Here is a 15,560-nt window from a genome sequence, read left to right as displayed (position 1 = left end):
CGGAGAACTCCCCTGCTCGCCCACATGCTCGACCAGGCCCTGGAACCCAGCCTCTGGGCCATGGTCGCCTTGACTCTACTGTTGCTTCGTTTCGTCCCGCTGCAAGGCTGGCTGGCCGTGCTGGTGGCCGGCACCACGTCCGGCCTGATCCTGGACACCATCCAGTTCCGGGTCGGTCCACCGCGCCTGTGGGATGCGCTGGTCTGCGCCTCGGTGCTGGCCGCGCTGCTGGTCGCCGCCCTGCTCGAGGCCCTGTACGCGCTGTTCAGGCGCTACCGTGGCGGCAAGCTCCCGCGCTGAACGGCACGAACAGACAGCACACTAGCCGCGCGCGTCGCGCCGGGCGCGCGCCTGGGGATCGTTGATCTCGGCTTCCAGCTCGGCGATCAGCCACGAGAACCAGCCATTTTCGCTGCGGGCATAGACCACTGCCGCCGGCGTCTTGCCGGCGCGCCAGTCCGGCTGGTGCGCGTCCATCCAGGCCGACAGGCTCTTGTGCGGCGCGAGCAGGCCGGACAGCCAGGACCAGGCGTAGTCCGCCGCGCTGCGGCGGTATCCCTTGGCGCAGGCGTAGAGGGTGGGCTCCAGCGGCAGGCTGCCCGAACGCGCGAGCCGCTCCTGCACCCGGCGCAAGATTTCCGCCGTTGCCTGCAATTGTTCGGTGCTGAGCTTTTTCACTTGGAGACTCCCTGGCTTGATGTCGGCGGATTATCGCCTGATCGCGCCGGGCTTTCCAAGCTGGAAATCCATGCGCAGCGAGGCGCTGTAGCGCTCGCCCGGCGCCAATACCCGCATGCCGGTGCGCGCGTCGCCCGCCGCCGCCAGGTTGAAGGCGTCGGCCACGTTGCTGACCGGTTCCACGCACAGGAAATCGGCGCCGGGCGCGGTGTACACCACCAGATGCGCAAAGGCCGGATCGGCGCGCAGGGCCAGCTCGCGCCCGTCGTCCCAATGCAGCGTGGCGCGCCCTTCCCATTGCGACAGATAGGTATCGCAGCCCTCGGCCGACTGGCGCAGCTCGCGCACATGCGTGACCTTGCTGCCCGTGGGCAGGCCGCGCTCATCGGCCGGCCACAGCCGGCGCGCGTGCAGCGCCACGCGCCGCGCCGTGAAGTACGGATGGATGCCGAAGCCGAAGGGCATGGGGGTATCGCCGCCATTGCGCATGATCAGTGTCAGGCTCAGGCCGCCGGCATCCAGCCGATAGCGCTGCACGCACTCGAACGGCCAGGCCCAGCCCATGGTCCCGGCCGGCGCGTCCAGCACCAGGTCGACCGAGTCGGCCTCCAGCGCCCGCACCTGCCACGGCAGGTACAGGCCGCTGCCGTGGATGGCCTCGGACCGCCCCGCCAGCGAGCGCAGCCGATGGCGGGCGCCGTCGAAGGTGAAGACGCCGTCGCGGATGCGGTTGGAATACGGCGCCAGCGGATACGAGCCGGCGCGCGGCCATTTGGCCGCCGGCCAGTCCGTCTCGGCCAGCGGCACGATCCAGTCCAGCCCGTCCGTGGACAAGCCGGTCAGGCGTCCGCCCGCTGCGGGCGCGAATTCGGCCGTGTGGCCGGCGCTGGCGATGCGCACGCGCTCGCTGGCATCCAGTTGGGTGTCATCGTTGGGGAAATCCGGCATGAAAGGCTCCGGCGGCGGGTCTGTGCCGCCCAGGCAGTGATTGTGCCCAGGGCGAGCGACAGGGATCAAGTCCGGCGCAAAACCGTCTCTTTGTCCTATTGCCCGGCCCGATACAATCACGGGCATGAATTCCGCAACGCAGACCACCGCCGCCGACGCCCTCGCGGGCCACACCCCCATGATGCAACAGTACCTGCGCCTCAAGAACGAGGCCGGACCGCTGCTGCTGTTCTACCGCATGGGCGACTTCTATGAGATGTTCTACGAAGACGCCGAGCGCGGCGCGCGGCTGCTGAACCTGACCCTGACCAAGCGCGGCTCGTCCAACGGCACGCCGATACCCATGGCCGGCATCCCTGTGCACGCCATGGAACAGTACCTGGCGCGGCTGGTGGCGCTGGGCGAGTCGATCGCCATCTGCGAACAGATCGGCGACCCGGCCACGTCCAAGGGACCGGTCGAGCGCCGCATCGTGCGCATCGTCACGCCCGGCACGCTGACCGACGACGCGCTGCTACCGGCCAAGGCCGACCGCGCGCTGGCCTCGGTCTACATCGGCGGCAACGCGCGCGCGCCACGCGCCGGCCTGGCCTGGCTGAACCTGGCCAGCGGCGACTTCCGCGTCACCGAATGCGCGCCGGCCCAACTGGAATCCGAGCTGCACCGCGTCGCGCCGGCCGAGATCATCTGCGCCGAGAGCGCCGAACTGCCCTTCTCGTTCGACGGCGCCCGCGCCCGCGTGCCCGACTGGCACTTCGAGGGCGACAGCGCGCGCGCCCACCTGCTGGCGCATTTCAAGACCGACACGCTGGCCGGCTTCGATGTCGAGGACATGCCGGCCGGCGTCTGCGCCGCCGGCGCGCTGCTGCGCTACGCCGCGCGCACCCAGTCGCAGGCGCTGGCGCACGTGCAGAGCCTGTCGGCCGAGCGCCCCGGCCAGTACGTGCTGCTGGACCCGGTCACGCGCCGCAACCTGGAACTGACCCAGACCCTGTCAGGCGAGGACGCGCCCACGCTGTTCTCGCTGCTGGACGGCTGCCGCACGCCCATGGGCAGCCGGCTGCTGCGGCGCTGGCTGCATCACCCGCTGCGCGAGAGCGCGCCGGCGCTGGCGCGCCAGCACGCCATCTCGGCGCTGCTGGCCGGCCGCATGGACGTGGAACAGACCTTCGGCGCCGCCGGCCTGCTGGAAACGCTGCGCGCCACGCTCAACGCCTTTCCCGACATCGAGCGCATCGCCGCGCGGCTGGCGCTGCGCTCGGTGCGCCCGCGCGAGCTGGCCAGCCTGCGCGACGCGCTGCACGCGCTGCCCGCGTTGCGCGAGCTGGTCGCCCCCATGTCGTCCTCGCCGCGCCTGGGCGAGCTGCTGGCCCAACTATCCGTCGACCCCGACCTGGCCGACCTGCTGACCCGCGCCATCGCGCCCGAGCCGGCCGTGGCCATCCGCGACGGCGGCGTGCTGGCGACGGGCTTCGATGCCGAACTGGACGAGCTGCGCGGCCTGGCCGCCGACGGCGGCGACTTCCTGCTGCAGCTGGAAACCCGCGAGCGCGAGCGCACCGGCATCAGCAACCTGCGCGTGGAATTCAACCGCGTCCACGGCTTCTATATCGAAGTGACCAAGGGCCAGACCGCCAAGGTGCCCGAGGACTACCGCCGCCGCCAGACGCTGAAGAACGCCGAGCGCTACATCACGCCCGAGCTCAAGACCTGGGAAGACAAGGTGCTGTCGGCGCAGGACCGCTCGCTGGCGCGCGAGAAATGGCTGTTCGAGCAGCTGCTGGACGTGCTGGCCGAACACGTGCGCCCGCTGTCCGACTGCGCCGCGGCGCTGGCCGAACTGGACACGCTGGCCGCGCTGGCCGAGCACGCGCGCCGCCACGACTGGGTGGCGCCCGAGCTGTCCGAGCAGGCCGACATCGATATCGACGCGGGCCGCCATCCTGTGGTCGAGAACGCCATCGAACGCTTCACGCCCAACGGCTGCCGGCTGGACCCGGCGCGCCGCATGCTGCTCATCACCGGCCCCAACATGGGCGGTAAATCGACCTATATGCGACAGGTCGCGCTGATCGCGCTGCTGGCGCGCACCGGCAGCTTCGTGCCGGCGGCCAGCGCGCGCGTCGGCAAGATCGACCGCATCTTCACCCGCATCGGCGCGGCCGACGATCTGGCGGGCGGCCGCTCCACCTTCATGATGGAAATGACCGAAGCCGCCGCCATTCTCTCGGCCAGCACGCCCAACAGCCTGGTGCTGATGGACGAGATCGGCCGCGGCACCTCGACCTACGACGGCCTGGCGCTGGCCTGGGCCATCGCCTGCCGCCTGCTGGCGCACAACCGCGCGCTGACGCTGTTCGCCACGCACTACTTCGAACTGACCCGCCTGCCGTCCGAACAGCCTTCGGCGGCCAACGTGCACCTGGCGGCGGCGGAATCCGCCGGCGGCATCGTATTCCTGCACGAAGTCCGCGAAGGCCCGGCCAGCCGCAGCTACGGCATCCAGGTCGCGCAGCGCGCCGGCGTGCCGGCCGCTGTGATCCGGCAGGCCACGCGCGAACTGGAACGCCTGGAATCCCAGGGCGCGCCCACGCCGCAGCTCGGCCTGTTCGCCGCCGCGGCCGACGCCGACGCGCAGGCCGAGGCCGCCGCCGAACGCTCCGGCGCCCTCGAGGCGCTGGATGCGCTGCGCGACGAACTCGCCGCCATCGATCCCGACAGCCTGACCCCGCGCGAAGCGCTGGACGCCCTCTACCGTCTCAAGAAGCATCTGCAATGAACCTCGATCATCCCCTGCCGCTGCTGGGCAACCAGAGCCCCAACGACTTCATGCGCCGCTACTGGCAGAAGAAGCCCCTGCTGATCCGCCAGGCGATTCCCGGCTTCAAGCCGCCCGTCGCCATCGCCGCGATCAAGAAGCTGGCGCGCCGCGACGACGTGGAATCGCGCCTGATCTGGCGCGAGAACGGCGAATGGCAGATGGAGAACGGCCCCTTCGCCCGCCTGCCCAAGGACAACGAGGGCGACTGGACGCTGCTGGTGCAGAGCGTGGACCTGCACAGCGACGCCGCGGCCGAACTGATGCAGCAGTTCCGCTTCATCCCCGATGCGCGCCTGGACGACGTGATGATCAGCATCGCCAGCCACGGCGGCGGCGTCGGTCCGCACTTCGACAGCTATGACGTATTCCTGCTGCAGGCCGCCGGCCAGCGCGAATGGCGCTACGGCCGCCAGAAGGATCTGTCGCTGGAGCCTGGCCTGCCGCTGAAGATCCTGAGCCGCTTCGAGCCCGAGGCCAGCGCCGTGCTGTCGCCCGGCGACATGCTCTACCTGCCGCCGCAGGCCGCGCACGACGGCATCGCCGTGGGCGACGGCTGCATGACCATCTCGATCGGTTTTCGCGCGCCCACGCAGGCCACGCTGGCGCGCGGGCTGCTGGAAGCGGCCGCCGACCAGGTCATGGCGCGCGTCGGCCTGCTGGGCGGTCCTTACGGCGAACCGGCGCTGCCCGGCCCGAAGCTGTCGGCCGTCTACCGCGATCCGGCGCAGCCGGCTGTCGCCACACCGGCGGAACTGCCCGACGGCCTGATCGCCGCCACGCTGGAAACCGTGGACAAACTGCGCTTCGACGAGGCTCTGGCCTCGCGCTTCCTGGGCTGCTGGCTGACCGAGCCCAGCAACCTCAGCGTGTTCGATGCGCCCGAGGACATGGATGTGGACCTGGAAGAAGACTGGCCCGCATCCGGCAGCCTGCTGCTGGACCGCCGCAGCCGCATGCTCTATCGCGGCAAGCAGCTCTTCATCAACGGCGAGACCGCGATGGTTCCGACCGACGCCGCGCTGCGCAAGCTGGCCGACGCCCGCCGCCTGGACTGCGCCGATCCGCTCTGCGCCAGGCTGTCGGACGAGGCCCGCTCCTGCCTGGCCGACTGGCTGGATTCCGGCTGGATCCGCTACGTAGCGGCCTAGTGTTCGCCGGGCCGGATCCCGCGGCACGCTGTAGGATCCGGACACCTGCGCGTATCCATCGCGCACAGAACGCAATGAGGTCTGTGCACGGGGACACATAAGGAAAGACATCACACCGCGCGGAAAGGTTTGTTGCCTTTGGGATGCCACCGCTTTAATTTGAAAACCGGCGCGCGCAGCGAGTTCCTGTAGCCTGACTCCTGGTTTCCCCTGAGTGGGTTTCAAGAGTCATCATCTACAGGAGTCCAAAAATGATGAGCAAAACCTTGATCGTTGCCTCGGTGCTGGCCGTCGCGCTGAGCGCGTGCAACAAGAAGGACGAGACGGCGCCGCCCGCTTCCAACCCGGCTCCGGCCACCAGCGCGCCCGCGCCCTCGGGCACCTCGCCAGCACCGGCGCCCGCGCCCAACACCACGCCCGGCGGCGGCTCCACCACGCCCGGCGGCTCGACCACTCCGGCGTCTTAATCCGCCGCAGCGCAGAACCCCCGCTCTGTGGTTGAAGAATAGCCCCGGCATGGCCGGGGCTATTTGCTGTCCGCGCGCGGAAAACACGGTCAGGCACGAAGCCCATCCGAAAAAGAAAAGGCCCCGGAAAAACCGGGGCCTGGACCTGATGCCTGACGGCGGGCGCAATGCCCGCCGCGATGCCAGGTTTACATCTTGTCCTTCAGCACGCTCAGCAGGCGCTGGGCGGTGGCACTGCTGTCGCGCTGGCCGTTCGCGTCCAGGACCGTGACGTTGGTCTGGTTGCCCGAACCGGCCACATGGATGCGGTACTGCGGCGCCTGCGCCTTCTTGTCGCCCGAGAACATGCGGCTGAAGAAGCCCGGCTGTTCGTTCTTCTCGCCGGTGTCGGTGTCGACGTAGCGCACGAAGTAGTCGCCGGCGGAGCGGTCGCGGTCTTCCACGGCGAAGCCGCCGCTGTCCAGCGCCACGCCAACGCGACGCCATGCGCGGTCGAAGGACTCGTCGACGACCAGCTGCGCGCCCTGGGCGCGGACGTCCTGCTGCACGGCAGGCTTCTGCGGCGCGGCCTCGGCCTGCTGCACCAGCTTGCGGGCATTGTCGACATCGGTGCCCAGGAACACCAGCATGCGGGCCAGCATGGCGGCGTTCAGGCCCGGATCTTCCTTGCCGTTCTGCCACTGGACCTGCGAGCCGTCGGAGCCGACGCGCTTCTCCAGCATCTGGCGATGGCTGACGTAGATCTCGGTGTGGCCGTTGACGCGCTCGACACGGGTGCGGAATTTCTCGCGCTCGCCGCTATCCCAGGCCTGTTCCAGCACGCTGCCCAGCGCTTGGCGCAGCCAGCTTTCCGGGATCTTGGCGCGGTTCTCGGCCCAGTCGGTCTCGATCAGGCCGGCCTTGGGGTTGTTGCTCTGGATCGTGAAGCCGCTCTCGGTCCAGAAGTCCACGACGCGCGGGAAGATGTCTTCGGGCGGACGGTTGATGACCAGCCAGCGCAGGTCGCCGTCGCGCTCGACGCGCATGTCCTGGCGGTCGGGCAGCACATTGGTGGACTTGGGCGCGGTGGCCTGGGTCTGCCCTTGTTGCTGGAACTGCGAATAAGTGGTCGAGCCGGACACCGGCGCGCGATAGCGCGGATCGCTGGCGGCCTGGGTCAGGTCGGGCGGAATGCTCAGAGGCTCGCCGCGCTGGCTGACCGCGCTCTTGTAGTTGACGGATTCTTCTTTGCCCAGGAACTGATTGACCTCGCTGCAGCCGGCCAACAGTACCAGAGACATCAATGCCGACAGGCCGGCATGACGCTTGTTCATACTTATCCTCACGATATTTAGAGCAGGCCCACTTCCTGGAGGGCGCGGCGCACCGTCTCATGGTGCTGCGCACCGAGCTCGACCAGCGGCAGCCGGTAGCCCAGCTCGCTGCGGCCCATCTGGGCCAGCGCCCACTTGACGGGAATGGGATTGGCCTCGACGAACAAGGCCTTGTTCAGACGCGCCAGGCGGGCGTTAAGTTCACGCACCTGGGGCACGTCGCCAGCCAGGGCGGCCGCGCATAGCTCGCGCATCAGGCGCGGCGCCACGTTGGCGGTCACGGAAATATTGCCGCGCGCGCCCAGCAGGATCAGGGCGGCCGCGGTGGGATCGTCGCCGCTGAAGACCTGGAAGCTGGCCGGCGCCTCGCGCAACAGCAGGCCGCCGCGCGCGATGTCGCCGGTGGCGTCCTTGATGCCGATGATGCCGGGCACCTGCGCCAGGCGCAGGACCGTCTCGTTGCTCATGTCGGCAACGGTGCGGCCCGGCACGTTGTAGAGAATGGTCGGCAGATCCACCGCTTCGGCGATGGCGCGGAAGTGGCGGTACAGGCCTTCCTGCGAGGGCTTGTTGTAGTACGGCACGACCGACAGGCCGGCCTGCGCGCCCACGGCCTTGGCGTGGCGGGTCAGGTGGATGGCTTCGTCGGTGGAGTTGGCGCCCACGCCGGCGATGACCGGGATGCGGCCGGCGGCGTGTTCGACGGCGACGCGGATCAGCTCGGCGTGCTCTTCCATCGAGACGGTGGGAGACTCCCCGGTGGTGCCGACCACCACGAGCGCGTCCGTGCCTTCCTGGACGTGCCAGTCGATCAGCGACCGGTAGGCGGCGTAATCAAGACTGCCGTCGGCCCGCATGGGGGTGACCAGGGCCACCATGCTGCCTTGGAACGAATTGCCCTGGGACGAACTGCCCTGGGAACCAACGCCTGCGGCGGTTGCAGGGGATGCCATAGATGAGAGGCTCCATAGCCCCATGGCGGGATTGCCCCGGGGCCACAATCGATTAAACCGACGAGTTTAACGGAATTTGGCGGGAATCCTATAGCAGAAACCACTGGACGATCGAGGTACCCAGCCCGATTATGGGACGCATCAAGGTCCATAGCACGCCAGTGGCCAGCAGCACCACCACGATCATCAGCCCGTAGGGCTCGATTTTCGAATATTGCCAGGCCAGCCGGTTGGGGAGCAGGCTGAAAACGATCCGTCCCCCGTCCAGCGGCGGCAGCGGCAGCAGGTTCAGCGCCATCAATACCAGATTAACGTTGACGCCGGCCACGCCCATCTCGAACCAGAAGCTCTCCTGCATGCCCGATTCCAGGAACAGCCGCAGCGCCAGGGCCCACAGCACGGCCATCAGCATGTTGGCCGCCGGTCCGGCCAGCGCCACCCACAGCATGTCCTGCTTGGGCCGGCGCAGGCGCCCGAAATCGACCGGCACGGGCTTGGCCCAGCCGAAAAGCATGCCCGGGCTGCCCAGCAGCTTGGACGCCAAGAGGATCGCCACCGGCACCAGCAGCGTGCCCACCGGGTCGATGTGGCGCGCGGGGTTCAGGCTGATGCGACCGGCCTGGTAAGCCGTGGGATCGCCGAACAGGCGCGCCACATAGCCGTGGGCCGCCTCGTGCAGCGTGATCGCGAAGATGACCGGCAGCGCGTAGACCGCGATGGTTTGGATGATGTCGTTCATGGCGAACCGGATTGTAAAGTGCCGAAGCCGGCGCGCCGCAAGGCAGCGGAGATTCTTTTTGGATCAGCCCGCGAGCCCGGCGCTCAGGCCAGGCCCAGGCTGGCGGGATCGCCGCGCCCGACGCGCACGACGACGGGCTCGTCGCTGGTCAGGTCGATGACGGTGGTGGGCGATTGCGGGCAGGCGCCCGCGTCGAGAATGGCCGCGAGTTCATGGTCGTAGCGCGCGCGGATGTCCTCGGCGTCGTTGAGCGCGTCGGACTCGTCCTTGGGAATCAGCGTGGTCGACAGCAGCGGCCCGTCCGTCTGCTCCAGCAGGCCAAGCATGACGACGTGGTCCGGCACACGAATGCCGATGGTCTTGCGCGAGGGATGCGAAACGCGCCGCGGCACTTCCTTGGTGGCTTCCAGGATGAAAGTCCAGGGGCCGGGCGTGGCGGCCTTGAGCAGCCGGTACTGGCGGTTGTCGACCCGGGCGAAATGGCCGATCTCGGCCAGGTCGCGGCACAGCACGGTCAGGTGATGGCGGTCGTCGAGGCCGCGCAGCCGGCGCAGGCGGTCGGCGGCGTTCTTGTCGTCGAGCCGCGCCACCACCGCGTAGCTGGAATCGGTGGGCACCGCCACCAGGCCCCCTTCGCCCAGCCATTGGGCCGCCTGCTTGAGCAGGCGCGGTTGGGGATTCTCGGGATGAATGGATAGAAACAGAGCCATGGGTTTATCCTAACACTCCTGAAGGCCGCGCAGGCAAGCGCGGTAATGCAATATGGCGGGTCTGTGGCCCGCCCGGAGAAGAAAATGCGTTTGGACGATTCGCGCGAAAGCGACAATGTGGAAGACCGCCGCGCGAGCGGCCCGCGCATCGGCGGCCGCGGCACCATCGGCATCGGCACCATCGTGCTGGCGCTGGTGGCCATGTATTTCGGCGTGGATCCCAACGTCGTGCTGCAGATGGCCGAAGGCCCGACCGCGCAGCAACAGCAGGCGCCGGCGCAGCGCCCGCCGGCGGACGATCCGCAGGCCCGTTTCGTGGCCAAGGTGCTCGGCGAGACCGAGGACACCTGGGCCGCGATCTTCCAGAACGACCTTAACCGCCGCTACGCGCCGCCCAAGCTGGTGCTGTTCCGCGGCGCCACTCCCACCGCCTGCGGCACCGGCCAGTCCGCCATGGGGCCGTTCTACTGTCCTGGCGACAGCAAGGTGTACATCGACCTGGCCTTCTTCGACGAGCTGAAGAACCGCTTCAAGGCGCCGGGCGATTTCGCCCAGGCCTACGTGATCGCGCACGAGGTCGGCCATCACGTGCAGCACCTGCTGGGCATCTCGGACCAGGTCGACAACCTGCGCCGCCGCAACCCGTCGCAGGCCAACGCGCTGTCGGTGCGCATGGAACTGCAGGCCGACTGCTTCGCCGGCCTGTGGGCGCAACGCGCCAACGCCGCCCGCCACATCCTGGAAAGCGGCGACGTGGAAGAAGCGCTGGCCGCCGCCACCGCCATCGGCGACGACCGGCTGCAGAAGCAGAGCCAGGGCTATGTCGTCCCCGACACGTTCACCCACGGCTCCTCGGAACAGCGCGTGCGCTGGTTCAAGCGCGGCCTGGAAGGCGGCAGCCTCAAGCAGTGCGATACCTTCTCGGCCGGCCAGCTGTAGGCCGGCGGACGCCGCGCTCACGCTGTATGGATATACAGCTTTAGTACGTGATCGCGCCGCTTCTTGTAAGATTACGCCCCCTCGCAATGTTGCACGCGTGAGTCTCCCGCCGCTGCCCGCGAGCGGCGCGGTGTATCTACGACAAAGCAGCGACGACAACGCATCGACGGCAAGGCGTCAACGACAACGCCTCCTCGACAGCGCGACCCAGACCCGATATCCGTTTCATGGCCAACAAGTCCGAACCCTTAATCACCGTTGATGAGGTGCAAGAGATCCTTGCCGAACCCAAGGAAACCGTAAAGCCGGTTGCCTGGGTGCCGAAGCCGGCGGCCAACAATGTGCAATGGATGGAATTCTCCAGCCCCTGCAAGGTCAAGGGCGAAGTGCGCGAGGACGTGATCTTCCGCGTGACCTACCGCGCGGCGCGCACCGATGTGCATGGCCAGGCCACGATCTTCCTGGCCGAGACCTTCTGCGCCAGCCTGTTCGTGGGCCCGCACCGCGTGTACGGCGTGGATACCGACGACTCTTTCCATACCAGCCTGGTGGGCGAAGGCCGGCCGCTGTTCCGCAAGCCGCTGGCCGACCGCAGCCACGAGCATCTGTGGGTGGACGCGGGCGAAGGCTATGCCGAGCCGGTGACGCCGCCGCTGCAGACCATCGCCGCGCTGATGCAGCATTTCCTGCCGCGCGCGAATCTCACGCTGACCGGCGGCTTCGCGCATCCGCTCAAAGGCCGCCAAATCGAATTGATCCTATGAGCACTTTCCTGGAAGCCTCGGGCTGGACCGTCCTGCCCGCGGGCGAACATGCCATTCGCGCCGTATCGCCCATGACGCTGGGCCTGGACGGACAGCACGCCGCCTTCTTCATCGCGCGCCCCGACGACGCCTCGTTCTACCTGACCGACGCCTGTGAAACCGCCATGCACGCGGCCAGCTACGGCATCGACGTGGCGGCCAAGCGCATCGATATCCTGAACGAGACGCCCGGCGTGAGCCTGGCGCATTTCGACAAGTCCGGCGCCATCGTCGCCTCCGGTCCCAACGAACAGTTGCAGGAAGCGCTGTGGGACGCGGTGAAGCTGGCCATGGCGCTGTCGTTCCAGTGCGCCAAGTGGATGCCCAGGTTCAGCCAGCTGCGCTTTCGCGCGCAGGTCGGCCGCGCGCTGGCCGAGGCCGTGGGCGCGAACCGCATGGTCAAGGGCGCCCGCGCCAAGGGCAGCAGCGGCCACACCGCGGATTTCGCCTATGCCGTGCGGGCCGCGGGCAGCACCGCGCTGACCTATATCGAGCCGATCGCGCTCAAGGCCGGCAAGAAGATGGACTGGACCCAGGTCTACCAGACCCACGGCAAGATGTCGGATGTGAAGATGGCCGATGCGCGCAATTCGCGCATGGTCATCCTGGAGGACGGCGCCTCGGCCGAGGAGTTCAAGAAGGCGGTGGCGATCCTGGAGCAGTCCGCCACCGTGCAGACGCTGGCCAAGACGCGCGACTGGCGCGAGGTCTTCGCGGACTGAGCGCGGCGCGCCGTCAGGAAGGAACGCTGGTCAGGCCGTCGACGATTTCGCGGCCATGCAGTATCGCGGCGTGCACCGCCTCGCGCGGACTGTAGACATAGCCGCCGTCGGCGAAGCGCGGTACCGGATATTCGTCGCCGCCATCCTGCACGGCGCCCGCCTGGACCACGGTGATCGATGCGATGAAGATGGGGCCGCTGGACAGCGCCTGGACCTCGGCGCCCGCGCCCCGGGATACTCTGGCCGTCAGGCGGTATCCCTTGTAGATCAAGTTGTTCTGATGCACTTCGGATGCCCTCTATCTGTGGTCCAGCATACCCCGCCTGTTCATGACAGTTCGGATATGTTTTGTAACGACGGCAGAAGACAGAAACACTGTTGCATCGAACAAGTCTCGTCCCCGTTTTCATCGACCGCTACACGGCGTCCGGTCGATTGGCGTATCGACAGGCCTGACGCGGCCTGCGGGTCAATGGCAAGGTTCGCCGCGACGACCGCGCAGGCATCGATTACGGGATTACCCTAGATCCTGTTGCGTGCACGCACCTTCGGACCAAGTCATGCCCGTCGCCTGCATGTGCCGCTCCAGGGTCCAGCCCCGGCCCAGCAGGACCATGCGCGTGTGCAGATCGCCCAGCACGGCCGCGTCCACCGCGCGGCCCAGGTAGCTCAGTCGCTTGCGCCGCAGGTCCACATAGCCCAGCTCGTAATCGCGCGCCAGCCCCAGCCACAGTCGATGCGCCCCTTCCGACTGGCGCGCGCCGCTCATGATGCACAGTCCCGCGTCCAGCCCCCAGCGGTACACGGCCGTCGCCAGCCCCATGCGCTGGTAGGGCGCGGCGTACTTCGAATGCGGCGCGCGCAGATAGGGATCGGCGCGCCGTCCGACTTCGATCAGCCGGTTGAACACCGTGTAGCCCGCCACCCGGTCGCGCCGCAGATCCACCACGTAGACGTAGTACTCGCCATCCGCCTCGCGGTGGCGCAGCACCAGGCCAGGGATGTCGGTGCGGACCTCCGGCAGCCCATACAGCCGGTCCGAAGAACGGCTCATGCGATTGCGGATGGCGTCCAGTTCGGACTCCACTTCGTCCGGCGTGTGATTCACGTCAATGCGCAGTTCCGTCACCAGGCCCAAGGCCAGACGGATTGCGGGCAGCGCCAGCGTAGGCACGGCAAACTCCTGTAGCAGGTTGAAGAAAGGAAAGATCATGGGCGCGGCCAGTCCGCGTCCATGTGAAAAGGGCCGCATCCGCGGCCCGAATGTCGAAGTCTGGACAGCGCGCTAAGCCGCGGCCGGACGGGACGCGATGTCCCAATCCTTGCCCGCGACGGCCTGCGCGCCGGCATCGCCGAAGAACGCCGGAAACTGGCGCTCGCCCTTGCGCGTGAGGCGCACCGCGCGTGAATCCAGGTCGCGGCTGACCCAGCCGCGTTCGGTCAGCGCGTCCAGCAAGGCCGCGCCCAGCGCGCCGCCCAGGTGCGGACGGCGCTCGCTCCAGTCCAGGCAGGGGCAGGCGAAGCGGCGACGGCGGCGGCGCGCCTCAGCCGCGTCCACGCCGATCTGCGCGAGCGAGGCCTCGCCCAGCGGGGTCAGCGCGTAGTCCTTGCCGTCGGCCGCCAGCCATTGGCGCGTCAGCATCGCGTCGTGCATGCGCACCGCCAGGGTGCCGGCCATGTGGTCGTAGCAGGTGCGCGCCTCGCGCAGCGCCGATGGCGTGCTGGGCTTGAACGGCGTGCGCTCGGCGCCGGCCACCACCAGCAGGGCCTCCAGCGCGCGCGCCACTTCGCCATTGGCCAGCCGGTAATAGCGATGCTTGCCCTGCGCCGCCTGTTCGACCAGCCCCTGGTCGCGCAGGCGCTGGAAATGGCTGCTGGCCGTGGACGCGCCGATCTCGGCGGCCGCGGCCAGCTCGGTGGCGGTGCGCGCGCGACCGTCCAGAAGCAGGCACAGCATGCGCGCGCGCGCCGGATCGGCGATGGCGCCGGCGACGGAAGAAAGCTGGCTGTCGGCGAAGTCGGAATCCATGTTTCGGCCTTGATCGAAGTGTAGTGCGCAGCCCCAAGCATACTGCGGCTCATCGAAACAAGACACCCGCAACGCCATGCGCAGCCCCCCGAAGTTCTTTGGCTGGACCGTTGTTTACGCCGCCTTCGCGCTGGCCATTTTCGGCTGGGGCGTGGGTTTTTATGGCCCCCCGGTGTTCCTGCACGCGGTCGCGCAACGCAGCGGCTGGAGCCTCGCGCTGGTGTCCGGCGCGGTGACGCTGCACTTTCTCACCGGCGCGGCGGTGGTGGCCAACCTGCCCCGCATCTATCGACGCGTCGGCGTTCCCGCGACCACCGCGACCGGCGCGGTGCTGCTGGCGCTGGGCGTATGCGGCTGGTCGCTGGCGCAAGCGCCTTGGCAGTTGTACGGCGCGGCGCTGGTCAGCGGCGGCGGCTGGGTGGCGCTGGGTCCGGCGGCTGTCAACGCGCTGATCGCGCCGTGGTTCGCGCGCCGGCGTCCGGCCGCGCTGAGCATGGCGTACAACGGCGCCAGCCTGGGCGGCGTGCTGTTCTCGCCCTTGTGGGTCTTCCTGATCGCCCAGGCCGGCTTTCCCCTGGCCGCGCTAGGGATCGGACTGATCATGGTGACGCTGATCGCGGCCCTGTCGCGCTGGGTATTCACCGCGACCCCGCAGCGCCTGGGCCAGCATCCCGATGGCGAAACCGCCGCGGCGTCCGCAAGCGCGCCCCCCGGCGTGCCCGAACGCGTGCCCAGCCTGCGGCGCGACCGCGCCTTTCTGAGCCTGGCCGCCGGCATGGCGCTGGGGCTGGTGGCGCAGATCGGCCTGATCGCTCATCTGCTGTCCGCGCTGGCGCCCTTGCTGGGCGCGCAGACCGCCGGCATCGCGATGGGGCTGGCCACCGCCGCCGCCATCGCGGGCCGCACGCTGGTGGGCTGGCTGATGCCGGCGGGCGCGGACCGACGCGTGGTGGCCTGCGTGGCCTATGGCGTGCAGCTTTGCGGCTCGCTGGTGCTGGCGCTGGCGCCGGGCCAGCTCTGGGCAGCGTGGCTGGGCGTGCTGCTGTTCGGCTCCGGCATCGGCAACGCCACCTCGCTGCCGCCGCTCATCGCCCAGACCGAGTTTTCACGCGAGGATGCGCTGCGCGTCGTGCCCTTGATCACCGCGCTCTCGCAAGCCGCCTATGCCTTCGCCCCGGTGCTGTTCGGCCTGCTGCGCGCGCAGCTGGAGCAGGCCGGGCAGCAGCCGTTGCGCTTCGCGGCCGCCGCCGCGCTGCTGCAGGCGGCCGCGATAGGCAGCCTGGCCTGGGG

The 15,560-nt window shown here is 68.8% G+C and carries 17 protein-coding genes; 8 read left to right on the top strand and 9 right to left on the bottom strand.

Features of this window, described 5'->3' with window-relative positions:
- Positions 1-24 precede the first annotated feature (24 nt).
- Positions 25-300 (top strand): hypothetical protein, encoded by a 276-nt coding sequence (locus tag AC6LJ5_RS04100; RefSeq protein ID WP_233772512.1) that lies wholly within the window; start codon positions 25-27, stop codon positions 298-300.
- A gap of 21 nt (positions 301-321) precedes the next feature.
- On the opposite strand, the gene AC6LJ5_RS04095 is transcribed toward AC6LJ5_RS04100, so the two are convergent.
- Both AC6LJ5_RS04095 and AC6LJ5_RS04090 read right to left on the bottom strand, forming a co-directional pair.
- Positions 322-678, bottom strand: a complete 357-nt coding sequence (locus AC6LJ5_RS04095) for a hypothetical protein (protein ID WP_498139880.1) — start codon at positions 676-678, stop codon at positions 322-324.
- A gap of 30 nt (positions 679-708) precedes the next feature.
- Entirely contained in the window at positions 709-1,626 is a 918-nt protein-coding gene (locus tag AC6LJ5_RS04090) for an aldose 1-epimerase (RefSeq protein WP_498139879.1), read from the bottom strand.
- 124 nt (positions 1,627-1,750) lie between these two features.
- On the opposite strand from AC6LJ5_RS04090, the gene mutS reads away from it, so the two are divergent.
- The 3 genes from mutS (at position 1,751) to AC6LJ5_RS04075 (ending at position 6,062) form a co-directional block, all read left to right on the top strand.
- Positions 1,751-4,405: a DNA mismatch repair protein MutS gene (gene mutS / locus AC6LJ5_RS04085; protein WP_498139878.1), complete on the top strand. Its 2,655-nt coding sequence runs from the start codon at positions 1,751-1,753 to the stop codon at positions 4,403-4,405.
- On the top strand, positions 4,402-5,595 hold the full coding sequence (locus AC6LJ5_RS04080; RefSeq protein ID WP_498139877.1) for a ribosomal protein uL16 3-hydroxylase: 1,194 nt from the start codon (positions 4,402-4,404) through the stop codon (positions 5,593-5,595). The genes mutS and AC6LJ5_RS04080 overlap by 4 nt, the downstream gene beginning before the upstream one ends.
- A 251-nt stretch (positions 5,596-5,846) precedes the next feature.
- Entirely contained in the window at positions 5,847-6,062 is a 216-nt protein-coding gene (locus AC6LJ5_RS04075) for an endopeptidase (RefSeq protein ID WP_212319459.1), read from the top strand.
- A gap of 188 nt (positions 6,063-6,250) precedes the next feature.
- On the opposite strand, the gene bamC is transcribed toward AC6LJ5_RS04075, so the two are convergent.
- From bamC to AC6LJ5_RS04055, 4 genes are all read right to left on the bottom strand, one after another.
- Positions 6,251-7,375, bottom strand: coding sequence for an NlpB/DapX family lipoprotein (gene bamC / locus AC6LJ5_RS04070; protein ID WP_199770900.1), 1,125 nt, complete (start codon positions 7,373-7,375; stop codon positions 6,251-6,253).
- Between the two features lie 17 nt (positions 7,376-7,392).
- Entirely contained in the window at positions 7,393-8,328 is a 936-nt protein-coding gene (gene dapA, locus AC6LJ5_RS04065) for a 4-hydroxy-tetrahydrodipicolinate synthase (protein ID WP_369869709.1), read from the bottom strand.
- Between the two features lie 88 nt (positions 8,329-8,416).
- A complete protein-coding gene (locus tag AC6LJ5_RS04060) occupies positions 8,417-9,067 on the bottom strand; it encodes a site-2 protease family protein (RefSeq protein WP_103275546.1) in 651 nt (216 codons plus the stop codon).
- Between the two features lie 83 nt (positions 9,068-9,150).
- The gene (locus AC6LJ5_RS04055; protein ID WP_103275547.1) at positions 9,151-9,777 is read right to left on the bottom strand and encodes an L-threonylcarbamoyladenylate synthase; all 627 of its coding nucleotides are present in this window, start codon (positions 9,775-9,777) and stop codon (positions 9,151-9,153) included.
- Between the two features lie 84 nt (positions 9,778-9,861).
- On the opposite strand from AC6LJ5_RS04055, the gene ypfJ reads away from it, so the two are divergent.
- The 3 genes from ypfJ to AC6LJ5_RS04040 all read left to right on the top strand — a co-directional run bounded on the left by ypfJ (position 9,862) and on the right by AC6LJ5_RS04040 (position 12,241).
- A complete protein-coding gene (gene ypfJ, locus AC6LJ5_RS04050) occupies positions 9,862-10,716 on the top strand; it encodes a KPN_02809 family neutral zinc metallopeptidase (protein ID WP_103275548.1) in 855 nt (284 codons plus the stop codon).
- Between the two features lie 227 nt (positions 10,717-10,943).
- Complete coding sequence (locus AC6LJ5_RS04045) at positions 10,944-11,480, top strand: hypothetical protein (RefSeq protein WP_103275549.1); 537 nt, start codon at positions 10,944-10,946, stop codon at positions 11,478-11,480.
- Positions 11,477-12,241 (top strand): DUF1828 domain-containing protein, encoded by a 765-nt coding sequence (locus tag AC6LJ5_RS04040; protein ID WP_103275550.1) that lies wholly within the window; start codon positions 11,477-11,479, stop codon positions 12,239-12,241. The genes AC6LJ5_RS04045 and AC6LJ5_RS04040 overlap by 4 nt, the downstream gene beginning before the upstream one ends.
- Positions 12,242-12,254: 13 nt before the next feature.
- Here AC6LJ5_RS04040 and AC6LJ5_RS04035 read toward each other — a convergent pair whose 3' ends face one another.
- The 3 genes from AC6LJ5_RS04035 to AC6LJ5_RS04025 all read right to left on the bottom strand — a co-directional run bounded on the left by AC6LJ5_RS04035 (position 12,255) and on the right by AC6LJ5_RS04025 (position 14,270).
- Positions 12,255-12,527, bottom strand: a complete 273-nt coding sequence (locus AC6LJ5_RS04035) for a hypothetical protein (RefSeq protein WP_103275551.1) — start codon at positions 12,525-12,527, stop codon at positions 12,255-12,257.
- Positions 12,528-12,758: 231 nt separating this feature from the next.
- Complete coding sequence (locus AC6LJ5_RS04030) at positions 12,759-13,454, bottom strand: N-acetyltransferase (RefSeq protein WP_498139876.1); 696 nt, start codon at positions 13,452-13,454, stop codon at positions 12,759-12,761.
- Positions 13,455-13,526: 72 nt separating this feature from the next.
- On the bottom strand, positions 13,527-14,270 hold the full coding sequence (locus AC6LJ5_RS04025; protein ID WP_103275553.1) for an ArsR/SmtB family transcription factor: 744 nt from the start codon (positions 14,268-14,270) through the stop codon (positions 13,527-13,529).
- Between the two features lie 76 nt (positions 14,271-14,346).
- Between AC6LJ5_RS04025 and AC6LJ5_RS04020 the strand changes: the two genes are divergently transcribed.
- A partial coding sequence (locus AC6LJ5_RS04020) for an MFS transporter (RefSeq protein ID WP_498139875.1) occupies positions 14,347-15,560 on the top strand: 1,214 nt, incomplete at its 3' end.

It is taken from the genome of Achromobacter sp. 1011791174, from assembly GCF_059760925.1.
This window is presented reverse-complemented; position numbering and strand designations above follow the sequence as displayed.